Origin of the sequence: Marinobacter sediminicola, from assembly GCF_031157525.1 — a bacterium.
In the GTDB taxonomy this organism is placed as follows: domain Bacteria; phylum Pseudomonadota; class Gammaproteobacteria; order Pseudomonadales; family Oleiphilaceae; genus Marinobacter; species Marinobacter sediminicola.
The window spans coordinates 393,268-406,757 of sequence record NZ_JAVIXR010000001.1; the positions used below are offsets into that span (position 1 = coordinate 393,268).

The window sequence follows — 13,490 nt, forward strand, 5'->3', positions numbered from 1 at the left end:
CAAAACCAAAAAAGTCACTTGGCTTGCGCCTAAGTGACTTTTTTCATGTCTGCTTGCAGGAATTGGTAGGACCACCCAGATTCGAACTGGGGACCTCTACCATGTCAAGGTAGCGCTCTAACCAACTGAGCTATGGTCCTATGTTCTGCAACGGGGCGAAATATACTGATTCTAAGCTTTGTGGTCAACCTCTTTAGGAAAGATGGCCGATTCGTTGTGCAGGTAGGATGTGGGGCGATAGGTTTGGGAGGTAATCAGAGGTGTAAAATAAGCCGACGGGATCAGGCGACCCCATCGGCTAAAGGTATCAAGAAGTAGCTGTGAACTTGCTCAGGCGCCTTCTGAATACTAGTCCACCAAGTGCCAAACTCAACAGACCAAGAGTGCCAGGCTCAGGAACATCTTGAGTCGGCAGGCATGCGGGATCAGTCGGGTTCAGGTCACAGAAATCTAGCGTTTCCTGCAACTTCTTGTTGGCGAAATCAGTAACAAAAGCCGTCACAACGCTGGCGTCGTTAGTGTTAAACAGATTCAGGTCGAATACGGTACCACCATGACCAGTTATCAAGCTGCTGTACGAGTTGATGGTGCTCGTTCCTCTCAAAACGCCATTATAAAGCGCGTTGTTGTCGGTGAGGATGCTGTCGAGAACAGAGCTATCTACGTTCGCGCCGCCGACAGTTCCATAAAATGAGGAATTGTTCGGGTTGTTCGGCTCATCTGTCAAAATGATGATGTTTTTTACGGCATTAGAACGGAAGGAAAAGAGGTCTGATTGACCGTCGAGCGCGTTTAAAGCGAAGGCTGTCGCCAGATAGCCAGGCTCAGTGCCTCCGTTGGTACGCAATCCATTTGCTGCGGTTGAAAAGTCGCCAGCGTTTGCGAAGTCGGTCAGCATGCGTGGCGACACGCCGCGGTCACCATAACCTACCAAACCATACTGGGCATCAACCTGGCCTGTTCCGGTCAGGATACTGGCAAACAATCCAATGTTATTTCTAAGGTTGGTTTGAACATTTCCCATAGACCCCGACTCGTCCACAACGAATACGATGTCACTGAGGATGGGCGCAGCATGAACAGGCGTTGCGACAATTGCGGCTCCGAAGACTAGTCCGGACAGTAATTTTTTTAGTTTCATGATCGTCATCTCTTCCAGATTGAGTGCATAGCAGGCTTCCGGCCGTACATCATGAGATCGGGAAAGCTTGCGTTTGGCTGGATCTCAGCTCAATCAGAACCTTGCATGTTTTGTGCCTACTTTATTGGCTGTCTATAAAGGGTAATAAAAACAGCAAGTTGGCGTGCTTTCGGGTATCGTTAGGAGATGATTTCGACGAAAAGTGTATGATTTCCTGACGTTGCTTAGACTATGACGGATCAGTAGGTTTTACCCTTTCTAAGTGATGCCCTAAGCGCTTTGCTCAAAGCACTCCACCGGTTAACAATCAGCGCCGCGAAGATTAATCCGCAACCGGCGAGTTGCATCGGCGCCATGGTTTCGCCAAACCAGCCAGCCGCAAACAGCGACACCCATACAGGCTCCAATACCAGAATAACGGCACCATGACTGTGAGTAGACAGGCTTTGGGCATAGGTTTGTACAAGGAAGCGCCCGGCTGTTCCTACAATTGCGCTGGCGAGCACCCACCAGATCAGAAGAGGGGGTGGGTCACTAAAGGTTGGCCGCCAAGGCTCCATCAGCACCGATTCAAGCAGAGTTAGTGCTCCGACGGTTAGCAGTGCGATGGCTGTTAAAGGCAGGGCTGGGATGCGATGCTTTTCGACCGACTCGCCCTTGCGGTTTATAGTCGAGCGCTGATTCGCCGCCCGGGTGTTGAGAGTGAAATACAGAGCGAAAATCGTTGCGGCCACTACAAAGAAAATCTGGCCGGGCTCCGGCTTAAATCCGTTTTGAAGGGACAGCAGAGCGAGCCCCGCGATGGCTACAGGAATGGCCAGCCAGGTACTCGCGGGCTGAACCTCTTTGAAAACCAGCCGCGCAATAATGGGTACGATCACAACGCCAAGGCTCGTTAAAAAGGCCCCTTCACCCATGCTGGTACCGTGAAACAGGCCCATGACCCAAAAGCTCATGGCGATGCCAAACACAAGGCCGACGCCAATTGCACGTTTGAGTTGGTCGGCGCTGAGGTGGGCGAGGGCACGCCATGCGAAGAGAGACAGAAAGCCACCGGCAACCAGAAAGCGCAGTGCCATAAACAGCAGTGGCGGCATGAGGAGAATGGCTTCTTTGGAAAAAATCCAGCTTACGGCGGCAAGCAGGGTGACGGCTACGAGGAGCAAATCAGATTTGTGCGAGTCGGACATGGTGTAGGGAAGCACCAGAGTTTTGGAAGTGGTATTGCCCCACAATGTATAGTTTGCGAAGTAAAAAGGAAAGCGGGCTCGTCCTTGAACCCTGTGGACTATTTAGAGTCGGTGGCTGTTAATTGTTAAGTGTCGTGTAAACAAGTGCAGACATATCGATCTGATCCGAGCCTGGCACTTCTATATATTGGTCTTTGGATCCCCACAGTTTCCACCAGGGGCGCTTACCATAAGTTCTGCTGGCAAAATCAACCTGTAAGCCGTTTAGAGTAGTGTTGTTCACAACCGGTACCGAGATGTTTCCGGTTTCAGAACCCAGTACGCCGCTATGGCTCACTCCCTCATTCATAAGCACCGGGTAGTGGTTGTAATAGAGGCCGGAAGGGCCATTCTGGGAGCTTACTTTGCCTGCGAGGCTGAGATTACCAGAGCAGGAATCGATACCCTGCGCAGAGGTGGCGCCGCACGCTGAATGGGTTGGGACAACCCCATCGTCGGTGCCTGAAATAAATGGTTTGGTGATGCCGCCGTAGGATGAGCCGCCTGCGACGAACCTGAGCCTTGGGATAGAGTTGGGGCTCAGCGCAAGATTTCTTGCGGTGTTGGTCTGCAGATCATTGACTACACCGAGTTTGCCAGGCTCTGGATCTATTCCCGTGAACGCCTGAACCGCGGCGCGCAAAGGCCAGTTATACCAGGTGGGGTTATACGCGAGATTTACGGCCAGGTTAGCTAACTCGGTACCACCCCCTGCGCCAGAGTAATCTATGGAGGCCAGGATCTTCAGCGGAGGCAAACCTTCGTTCTGTAGCCAGCGTGCCTGGTTCTCCAGTAAATAACGTGTAACCAGGTCGCCGGTTGAGTGCGACACGATTATGCAAAAATTGTCGCACAAACCCTGCTGGCTGATTTCGCGCATTTGTTCGTAGGCTCTTTGCGCAATGCTGCCTTCTACACGGCCATCGCTGGGCCAGTCAATGCGCGCTTCAGACCGTGACAGCCAAAATGTTCGCCAGTAATCCTCTCCCGCGTCTCTGATCGCCTGTAGATCGGCGGGAGGAGTCGCGAGATCTTCCATCTGGAATCCGTGGACCAGTATAACGTTGTGCCCGGCGATTTGGGCCTGGGCAGTTCCGGCCATCATGCTGCTGGTGAGAGCCGCAGCAAGCGCAATTTTACAGGCATTTCGGTTCTTTTTTATTGTCATGATTGCTCCGTTTGCTTGGTTATTATTTTGCTAACTCAGAACTTGTCAGCCAACTGTTTCAGTAAAGCTGCACGCTGTTCTGATTCGGGATTTACCGCTGGAGTGTCACGAAGATCATCAAGACTCGGCGGCTCAAAGTCATATCCTTCATCGGGACCGTAGGCGTAGTGAGTGCGGTCACCAGGTTTTGCTGGCAGTTGCCTTATCTGCAAGTTGCGCAGTTGGAGTTTTCCATTGAGTGGTTTGTTGGCAAGCACAGTGCCGTGAGCTTTTAGTGAAATGGTGTCTGAAGTGCGGTCAAGCCGTCTCTCGGCTTGAAGCTGGGCGACAGGCTGCTGGCCGTTATAGAGCTGGGCAGACAATGCAAAGAAACCGGGATCCTGCGGCGAAAAGGTAACCGGAATTACAAGGTTGTTGTTACTCAGATAAGAATCCTCAAGCCCTTCAAAGTCTCCTAAGTAAGGCTCAATAGTAAGACTGGAGACGTGCCGAACAGGTTTGCCATCCACCGTCGCCTCTACGAGGAGCCGGTAGTCTCCAGGCTCTTGGTCGGAGCTCAAGCTGCCTTGGTAGTACCCGGTTTGGTCATCCTGCTCCAGAGTTGTGCTGCCTGCAGAATCTCTGGAGTCTGTGTGTTCGAGGCTTGCATCAAGCGAGTAACCCATTACTTGTGGCCCCTGCAGCGATGCGACAACAAGTATGTCCTCGCCTCGAGTAAAACGGAACTTGTCGAGCGTCACAGTAAACTGGCCGCTATTTTCAAGCGGCAGCACCACGGGTTCGTAATGGTTGCCACGATAACCTTTTGCCTGGGCTTCGGTTAAGGGCACCGACCAAGGTGGATAACGAACAGACTGAGCATATTCATCTGATACTTTTGCCAACATAAACTCGACAGGATTGCTTGAGGGTGGCTTTTTCTGAGAGGCGGCCAGCGGTGCTAAAGCAGACTTGGCGGTTACAGAGCCCGGGGTTTCGTGTTTGCCTTTGTTTTCTTGAGTCTTTGAGTCCCAGCTAAAAGCAAAGCGGTTTTCCTCCGACAATAGATACCCGGCGCCTATCACTGTGGAGGCAACAGCTAATAAACTTATTGTGAGTGCCTTCGGGAGCATCCATTTGACCTTCATGGTTGTTGTGGTGTCCGACAGGTGTAGTGCCGGTTAGTCCGTACTGGCTAAAATATAGTCAAGAAGTGCCGGTTCGCCGAGAATTCATGTGACATGCTCCACAAAAGCGTCAAAACCACCGGGACTCATTAATTTCCTATAAAGTTGTATGTAGGTTACATTTCCTTATTAACTTATTTTCCGAACAAACGTGCAGAGGCGAATACCATGCGTTACCTGCAGACATTCAACAGTCGGTTGCGTCAGTTGCGTGAGGCAGAGCGTTTGTCTTCCCGGGATGTGGCCGAGATCTGCGGCGTTGAAGAAGCGCAAGTTTTAAGTTGGGAGGCGTCAGACGCAAGGCAACGCACCTACCCCGACGTATCAGCGTTACTGGATTTCTGTATAAAAACCGAAACGCCCCTGGAGAACATGCTGGATCTCACTGAGCCGGGCGGAGGCGGGCAGCTTGAATTGCCGGGGTTGGCTTTCAGCCACAGCGATGATCTCTCAACAGCATTGAAAGAACTGGAGCGGGAATTAGACCGGGTTCAGATATCTGAGGAAGAGGGTGAACTGCTGCGCCGCTTCCGCAAAACAAGTGCAGAGAACCGGCGCATGATATTGCAGATTCTGGGCGCCTGAGCGCCCTGGAATAACGTGTGGGTTCCGATCCCCATTACTGCTTTTTGTAGATGTTCTCGTAAACGTAGTTTGTCGCTTCTACAAACCCGTCAATGCTTCCGCAATCAAAGCGCTTGCCTTTGAATTTGTAGGCCAGCACGCAGCCATTCTTCGCTTGCTCAAGCAGAGCATCGGTTATCTGGATCTCTCCGTTTTTACCTGCGGGTGTACGCTCAAGAATATCGAAGATGTCTGGAGTGAGGATGTAGCGGCCAATGATCGCCAAATTGCTTGGGGCATCTTCCGGAGCCGGCTTTTCAACCATGTCTGTCACGCGATACAGGCCGTCTTTCATGGACTCGCCAGCAATAACACCGTACTTGTGAGTTTCATCTTCCGGTACTTCCTCAATGGCGACAATGGAGCAGCGGAACTGGTTATAGAGTTTAACCATCTGCGCCAGTACGCCATCTTCGCCTTCATCCGGGCCCACACAAAAGTCATCTGCCAGTACCACCGCAAATGGATTGTCACCGATCAGATTTCGACCACTCAGGATTGCGTGCCCCAGCCCTTTCATCTCAATCTGACGGGTAAATGCGAAGGTATTGTTGTCGATCAACTCGCGAATGGATGACAGCAGATCTTCTTTTCCTGAGCCAGCAATCTGGTGTTCCAACTCATAGCTGATGTCGAAATGGTCCTCAATCGCGCGCTTGCCGCGGCCGGTCACAAAACCGAACTCATGAATGCCGGCTTCTGAGGCTTCTTCAACCCCATACTGCACCAAAGGCTTGTTAACAATTGGCAGAATTTCTTTTGGCATAGCCTTAGTGGCCGGCAGAAAGCGGGTACCGTAACCGGCTACGGGGAAGAGGCACTTTTTGATCATTTGATTCATCCTTTGGTCGGGATTTGCAGCATATCCATAAATTTTGGTGAGTTTACCAAGTTATTTGCATTAGTGGAGAGCGCAGGCGGGATTCATTACATTTTGTAATCGGCGGGTAAGACCGGGATTTTCGATGAGCATGGTGCTGATATCTAACGCAATGCTTTTAAATGTCGCTATAACCTACTGTTTTTGCGATCATTAAAATTGTAATTTTTGGAAAGCGCCGCTGGATTATCCTGTCCCTTTTTTTTAAAGTAACTCGCCGGATCTTAGAAGGATCGTCATTCTCATTTTTCATTGTACTGAGGCTTTTCGTGAGACCCATTCTGCTGACAACCCTGATTTTTGGCCTTGCTGCCGGCCAGGCTTCAGCTGCCAGCGTGAAACCCCAGGCTGAATCCCCCTTGTGGGATCTGTACCCCGCCGACCTTCTGCAATCTGTTACCCAGTACGTTGCCTCGCATGTTGAGTTTTCTGGCGACTCGAACCAAAGCAACGACAGATCCGATGGTCGCCTGAACCTGACCAGCAACAGCCTGATCTGGTCCCAGCACGTGCTTGGTCTCAATTTTAGTGATTCAGTGGCAAGGGAAGGAAGCGCAGAATCTACGACACTGGCGCTGCGCTATTCGTTTCCATTAGCGGGCAGTGATTTTCGGATTGACCTTGAAAACCGAGACTACGCGGGCGCAGTAAATGGTTCGGGGCATCGGTACGATTCCTATGGAGCGCAGCGTAATCTCAGGGTGACCGGTAAACGAGGCCTCTGGTCCTGGCAAGGGATTGAGGTCGGCAGCTTGTTTTCCCACTCCAGTAGCAAACGCAGTGCCTTTGAAGACGAAGTTTGGATTGAGGACGCCGCTCACAGTCTTTCCAGTGTTGGGCTTCAAGGCAGCGCCTCTCGAGAGTTGATTGGCGGGTTTTATGCAACAACATCGTTAACCGCCATTGGAGGGCTGGATTCAGAAGAGACGATAGGGGCGTCGGGTTACAGTAGCGATTCCGATGGCTTTCACAAATTAGCGGTGGCGGCATCGCTCAGCAGGGAAGTGTTGAGCTGGAACCTGGGACTTAACGGGCGATATCAGTTCGCACCTGGAGATTTGCCGTCCTCCGAGTACATGGTCGTGGCAGGGCCCAGCCTCATGAGGGGGTTTAACGGCCAGAGCGTGCGGGTTATTGAAGGAGGTTTGCTGCGGATGAATGCGCGCAGTCCTGGCTACCACTGGCCGTTTGCATCCGAACTTAACTCCTCCATTACGTTTTCCCTGTTACAAGGTTGGGCGCCCTATTCAGAGGCGCAATCAGACCGGTTTGGCAGCACCAGCACGGGCGAAATCTCGCTCCAGCTTTATTCCAGAGATTTCCGTGCAGACTTGAGTGTTGGGCAGATGCTCAATGCCTCCAATACTGCTCTCCTTATGCCTACGAGCCCGGATCTCTCGTTTTCCATTTCAGTCGGTATTTAATTACCCCTTACCAAGATGTCACTTGAAGCCTTCCGTGTAGCTGATGCTACATTAATAAGCTGGCTTACAAGGAGTTCTGGTATGATTGGATCACGGCGAACCGGGTTTCTATCTGCACTTGCGATTTTCATGGTGCTATCTGGCAACGCTCAGGCGTTCGGTTTCAAAGATGTCGCAGATAAAGCGCAAGCCTTGGCCCGCGAAAAATATGAGCAACCAGCTCAAGCACCAGACTTCCTCGTAAATCTTAGCTATTCAGACTACCAGTCTATTCGGTTCAAGCCTGACCAAAGCCTTTGGCGTTCAGGCAAGTCGCGCTTTCAGGTGATGATGATCCCTCAAGGCAGCTTCTATTCCCATGCGGTCAAACTGAACGTTATCGATAGTGAGGGCGTGCAACCCGTTGGGTTTGATAAAACCCGGTTTGATTATCCCAACGCTGAAATGGCGAAACGCATTCCCGCCGATCTTGGTTACGCCGGGTTCAAGTTGACCTATCCTTTGTCGGAGAAGGGCACACAAAACCAGTTTCTGGTGTTTGGTGGCGCGAGTTATTTCCGTGGCGTGGGGGCAAATCAGAATTTCGGACTTTCAGGGCGTGGAGTCGCCATTGACACTGGCCTGCCATCCGGCGAGCAATTCCCTGCGTTCACTGAATTCTGGATGGAGCGCCCCAAGGCAGATAGCGATGTAATGGTGGTGTATGGCCTGCTTGACGGTGCCAGCCTCACCGGTGCATACCGTTTTGAAATTCATCCAGGGCAGAGCACCCGGATGGACGTTACCGCACAATTGTTTTTCCGGAATGATATTGACCAGCTGGGTCAGGCACCTCTCACATCTATGTTTTTCTATGGAGACAATACGTTGCGTCCGAGGGGAGAGTGGCGCCCACAGGTTCATGATTCGGATGGTTTGCTGATCAATGATGGCGAAACCGGCGAGTGGCTCTGGCGCCCGTTAGTAAACCCGGCAGATCTGCAATTGAGCTATCACCATGTAGAAAAGGTTAACGGCTTTGGCTTGATCCAGCGTGACCGTGAGTTCGACGATTTTCAGGACAACGAAGCCCGTTACGATCGCAGGCCAAGCATGTGGATAAAGCCTGGCGTTGAGAACAGGGAGAGTTGGGGGAAGGGCGAGGTTGTACTTGTCGAAATTCCTTCTGGAGCAGAGTCTAACGATAATATTGTCGCTTTCTTCAAGCCTGCCGAGAAGGTGAAAGCGGGTGAAAGTCGGCGCCTGCAATATTCCGTAACCTTTGGCGATCCAGGCATCACCGGGCAGCCAAATGCGCGCGCTGTGCGCACATTTGTTGGTACAGGCAATACGGATGGGGAATCTGGAGAGGCCTTACGCCTGATTGTTGATTTCGAGGGTGGTGACCTTGCCGAATTGCGACCGGGAGCTGCCGTTGTCAGCCAGGTTAGTGGTGGGGAAGGTGTGGAAGTTCTGGAGCATTTTGTTGAATATGTGGAAGCAACAGATTCATGGCGCCTGTCGGTTCTTGCAAAACCAACCGCAGGAAAACCTCTCACGCTGAGAGGGGGCCTGACTAAGGATGGCAATGCCATTACCGAAACATGGACATACTTACTGGGCCCTAAAACAGATCTTCGGAGCAACGCGCAATAGCTATCGGATAGGCAGAACAGACAGCCATTAACAGGCAAGGAGACAAACATGGAGGATATTTCCTTCCAGCATGTATTCAGCCGTGTGTATAACTATCTGTGCGAGGCCGGTGTTGAAATGACCAGCGAGCGATGCCGCCAGCTACTTCAGCTCATTGACGACGCTGTAGCCGAAGTTGGTTCGGGTGCTAATCAAGCGGTTAAAATCGAGTCATCCCCGGATTCCCGAACTCTCGACGGCCATTGTTTATTGGCAAATGCCATGGACAGGCTGCCCGACTACTTTACTCTTCCTGACGCAAACATCCCCACACCGGTGCCTTCCCTGTGCAGAGGCAGTATCGGGTATCGCAGCCGTGGATGAAACCGCAACGCTAACTCCCCGCAAACACCCATGGCGATTGGTAGCCAATCTTCGCCGCGCCGTTTTGATGCTCTTTGTATTCGGCCAAACAGGTATCGCAAGCTACTACCTGCTTTGGGTTCTGCCCTATCATGGCGGAACGGCACTGGAAATCGGCATGCTGGCATTGTTCGCCATTCTCTATGCATGGATCGCTGTGGGTTTTTGGACGGCCGTGTTCGGGTTTGTAGTCCGGCTGATGGGTGGGGATAGACACTCCATACTCAAGCGCCACACGGATGCCGAATTGGAGCAAACAGCGCTGGCGAAAACCGCCGTGTTGCTTCCGATTTACCATGAGCCTGTGCACTGGACCCTGAGCGGTTTGAAGGCTGTGTACCGGGATATTGAGCGCACGGGCCAGATAGAACATTTCGAGTTTTTTATACTCTCCGATAGCCGTGATCCCGACGTGTGGCTTGAGGAGCAGGTGGCATGGAACAAGCTTGCAAAAGAGCTGGGAGGTGAGGGTCGAATCTTCTATCGCCGGCGACCCGTGAATCTCAACTACAAAAGCGGAAACGTAGCAGATTTTCTTCGTCGCTGGGGTAAGCGATGCAAGTACATGGTAGTGCTGGATGCAGACAGCCTGATGACCGGCAGCACCATCGTTCGCATGGTACAGCTTATGCAGAGAGAACCCGGCGTAGGCATCCTGCAAACCAACCCGAATATCATAAACGGTCAGTCATTGTTCGCTCGCATTCAGCAATTCGCGAACCGCTTTTACTCCACACTGTTTGCCACCGGCCTGGCGGCTATCCAGATGGGAGACGCCGCATTCTGGGGTCATAACGCCATCCTGCGCATAGAACCCTTCATGAAGCATTGCGGCCTGCGCAAGTTGCCAGGCATTGGTATTTTTGGCGGCCCCATCATGAGCCACGATTTTGTTGAAGCGGCCTATATGGGGCGTGCCGGTTACGAAGTCTGGTTGGAGCCGGGATTGAGTGGCAGCTATGAAGAGTCGCCTCCAACGCTAGCAGACGAACTCGCCCGCGATAGCCGATGGGCCAAAGGAAATCTGCAGCACCTTTGGGTCATGCTGCGGGAGCCAGGGTTACGTTTTGCCCACCGAATGGCGTTTCTCAATGGCATCATGGCCTATGTGGCATCACCTTTATGGCTTGGTTTTCTGATTCTTACCACTATCGCTGCCGCTAACATGACCTTGTCGCCCATCGAATACTTTCCAGATGGGCACCAGGGATTGTTTCCGTTGTGGCCGGAATGGCGGCCAGAGTGGGCCCTCGGATTGGCTCTGAGTACCTTGGCTCTGCTGTTTTTTCCAAAATTTCTGGCCATTATTGATGCCGTAGTGCATCGGTTTACCAAGGATTTTGGCGGGTTGTGGCGCCTGTTCTGCAGCGTGATGTTGGAAATCGTTATTTCGGTGCTGTTGGCGCCGCTGCGAATGTGGGCCCACAGCCGTTATGTGGTTTCAGCCTTATTGAATGTGTCCTTGCAGTGGGCGGGGCAGAACCGCACCGAGGAAACCACCTGGAAAGAGGCGTTGATTACCCAGCTCCCGGGCATGGTGCTGGGCGCTGGTTGGTCCGCCTTCGCTTGGAGCTTGGACACTATGTTTTTCCTGTGGTCTTTGCCTGTGGCCTTGCCCTTGATTCTTGCAGCACCTACCGCCGTGTTCCTTAGCCGGAACTCATTAGGGCAGGCTTTGAAGAAACGCCGATTACTGCTTATACCGGAAGAAAACACTGCCATGGCGTTGCTTGAAGACGCCGTTTGGTATCGGGCGCAAGAGCCAGAAAATTCCCCCCTCACACCTCTGGAGCAAGCTGTACTGAGGCTTGATCACAACCGTTTGCATCAGGCGCTGGCATGGAATCACCGGCGAGGTTCCCGTAAGGCGGAGCTGGAATCCTGTGTCGCACGGTGCCTTGAACTGGGCCCTGATGCGCTGTCACGTTCCGAAATGAGTCAGATTGTTCGAGATCGAGAGTCTTTAAAGGTTCTCCATGATGGTGCCTGGCGAGCATTGCCCGGGAGTTTTTGGGGGCACTCTATCGCTCGGCTGAGCGCTCAAGCGAAAGGCCCGTAACTTCGGCCAGTGCTGGTTGCCCGCGCCCACTCGCAGTTACAGAAGGAGAAACGCTATGGATCGACGCACGCTAATGAAAACCCTGATAGCAGGGCTTGGCGCCAGTGCGCTGCCGCTGACCCCTTTGGTATTTGCGCGGGAGCAAAAGCTGGAAGGCGGTAGCAGTGACAAACCATTCAGCTATGCATGGTTGAAAGGCCACGCCCGTGAGCTTGCCAGCCAGCCCTATGTCTCTCATGAAGGCGAACTGCCCCAGAGCCTTAAGCAGATATCCTGGGACGATTATCAAGCCATCCGGTTTCGTAAAGATCATGCCCTTTGGGCTGACAGTGACTCTGCGTTTCAAGCGCAACTCTTCCATTTGGGGCTGTATTTTCAATCCCCTGTGAAAATCCATGAAGTAATCAACGAAAAGGCCAGGCTACTGCAATACAACCCGGAATATTTTGCCTACGAAGGCAAAGAGCCCCTTGGCGACCTCCCGAGTAATCTGGGTTATGCAGGTTTTCGCCTCCATTATCAAACCGACTTTTCCCGAGATCTTGCCGCTTTTCTTGGCGCCAGTTACTTTCGTGCAGTGGGTTCCGAGATGCAGTACGGCATGTCTGCCCGTGGGTTGGCCATTGATACCGCTATGAACGGTGAAGAAGAGTTTCCCCGGTTCAGTGCCTACTGGTTGGAAAAGCCACAGCCAGGCAGCCATGTACTACGAGTGTGGGGGCTACTGGATTCGCCCAGCATCACGGGGGCATACGCCTTTGTTCTCGACCCCGGTCGGAACATGGTGATGGATGTAGACATTGCCCTTTACCCTCGTACCGAAATGAAAAGAGCCGGCATTGCGCCACTGACCAGCATGTATCAGGTGGGTGAAAACAACAGGCGCATGGATTACGACTGGCGCCCGGAGATTCACGATTCAGATGGCTTGGCCATGCTTTCGGGGAGTGGCGAATGGCTCTGGCGGCCCCTCGAAAACCCCGCCCATCTGCGCTTCAACAGCTTCAGCGATAACAATCCCCAGGGTTTTGGCTTGTTGCAGCGGGATCGGAACTTTGATCACTATCAGGATGATGGCGTGTTCTACGAGCGCCGCCCCAGTGTATGGGTGCAGCCGAAAGGTCAGTGGGGCGAGGGAAGTATCGACTTGGTGGAAATCCCTACGGTAGATGAAACCTTCGATAACATCGTGGCGTTTTGGCACCCGGATAAGCCACTAAGACCGAATCAGGAGTACTTGTACGCCTATCGCTTGCATTGGGGTGAGCAGGCTCCTGTTACCCCGAATGAACTTGCAACGGTGCAGGCAACCCGCACGGGCCTTGGCGGTGTGATTGGCCAGAAGCGTGAGTATTTTTCCTGGCGCTTTGCGGTGGATTTTGCTGGCGGCGTGCTGAGTATGCTGGCGGATAACTCAGAGGTAGAGCCGGTTATCACGGTAAGTCGGGGCGAGGTTGAAATTACCTCGGCGCGGCCATTGTCTGCAATCGACGGGTATCGGGCCATGTTCGATCTGGTTCCGGGCGAGTCGGAAGAGCCCGTTAATATACGAATGTATCTACGCTTGGGCGATGAGCCGCTCACGGAAACCTGGGTCTACCAATACACGCCGCCACCGCCTTCAGAGCGAAAGCTGTACTGATAGCTCGGAAATCACAAGTCCACATTACGGCGGATTGTTTACAATAGATGTCTTGGATTGTTGACAATCTTTCGTGGTCGGCGTAGATTTCGACACTATCAAGCCCATATTGTCGACAAA

The 13,490-nt window shown here is 52.5% G+C and carries 11 protein-coding genes and 1 tRNA gene; 6 read left to right on the forward strand and 6 right to left on the reverse strand.

Translation table 11 applies throughout. From position 1 onward, the window contains the following. Positions 1-63 precede the first annotated feature (63 nt). The 5 genes from RG807_RS01780 to RG807_RS01800 form a co-directional block, all read right to left on the reverse strand. Positions 64-140, reverse strand: a tRNA-Val gene (locus RG807_RS01780). Between the two features lie 167 nt (positions 141-307). Beyond that, a complete protein-coding gene (locus RG807_RS01785; protein WP_309043311.1) occupies positions 308-1,141 on the reverse strand; it encodes a vWA domain-containing protein in 834 nt (277 codons plus the stop codon). 239 nt (positions 1,142-1,380) lie between these two features. Beyond that, entirely contained in the window at positions 1,381-2,331 is a 951-nt protein-coding gene (locus RG807_RS01790; protein ID WP_309043312.1) for a DMT family transporter, read from the reverse strand. Positions 2,332-2,449: 118 nt separating this feature from the next. Then, positions 2,450-3,538 (reverse strand): hypothetical protein, encoded by a 1,089-nt coding sequence (locus RG807_RS01795; RefSeq protein WP_309043313.1) that lies wholly within the window; start codon positions 3,536-3,538, stop codon positions 2,450-2,452. Between the two features lie 35 nt (positions 3,539-3,573). Further along, positions 3,574-4,665 carry a hypothetical protein gene (locus RG807_RS01800; protein ID WP_309043314.1) on the reverse strand — a complete coding sequence of 364 codons (1,092 nt, stop codon included), beginning with the start codon at positions 4,663-4,665 and terminating at the stop codon, positions 3,574-3,576. Between the two features lie 207 nt (positions 4,666-4,872). Between RG807_RS01800 and RG807_RS01805 the strand changes: the two genes are divergently transcribed. Then, a complete protein-coding gene (locus RG807_RS01805) occupies positions 4,873-5,289 on the forward strand; it encodes a helix-turn-helix transcriptional regulator (RefSeq protein WP_309043315.1) in 417 nt (138 codons plus the stop codon). Positions 5,290-5,323: 34 nt separating this feature from the next. Here RG807_RS01805 and galU read toward each other — a convergent pair whose 3' ends face one another. Then, on the reverse strand, positions 5,324-6,160 hold the full coding sequence (gene galU, locus RG807_RS01810) for a UTP--glucose-1-phosphate uridylyltransferase GalU (RefSeq protein WP_309043316.1): 837 nt from the start codon (positions 6,158-6,160) through the stop codon (positions 5,324-5,326). A 317-nt stretch (positions 6,161-6,477) separates the two neighbouring features. Here galU and RG807_RS01815 point away from each other — a divergent pair, with 317 nt between their 5' ends. From RG807_RS01815 to RG807_RS01835, 5 genes are all read left to right on the forward strand, one after another. After that, on the forward strand, positions 6,478-7,632 hold the full coding sequence (locus RG807_RS01815; protein WP_309043317.1) for a ShlB/FhaC/HecB family hemolysin secretion/activation protein: 1,155 nt from the start codon (positions 6,478-6,480) through the stop codon (positions 7,630-7,632). A gap of 81 nt (positions 7,633-7,713) precedes the next feature. After that, positions 7,714-9,267: a glucan biosynthesis protein G gene (locus RG807_RS01820; RefSeq protein WP_309043318.1), complete on the forward strand. Its 1,554-nt coding sequence runs from the start codon at positions 7,714-7,716 to the stop codon at positions 9,265-9,267. 48 nt (positions 9,268-9,315) lie between these two features. Then, a complete protein-coding gene (locus tag RG807_RS01825) occupies positions 9,316-9,630 on the forward strand; it encodes a hypothetical protein (RefSeq protein WP_309043319.1) in 315 nt (104 codons plus the stop codon). Then, positions 9,623-11,728, forward strand: a complete 2,106-nt coding sequence (mdoH, locus tag RG807_RS01830; RefSeq protein ID WP_309043320.1) for a glucans biosynthesis glucosyltransferase MdoH — start codon at positions 9,623-9,625, stop codon at positions 11,726-11,728. Before RG807_RS01825 ends, mdoH begins: the two co-directional genes overlap by 8 nt. 55 nt (positions 11,729-11,783) lie before the next feature. After that, positions 11,784-13,370, forward strand: a complete 1,587-nt coding sequence (locus RG807_RS01835; protein WP_309043321.1) for an OpgD/OpgG family glucan biosynthesis protein — start codon at positions 11,784-11,786, stop codon at positions 13,368-13,370. Positions 13,371-13,490 lie beyond the last annotated feature (120 nt).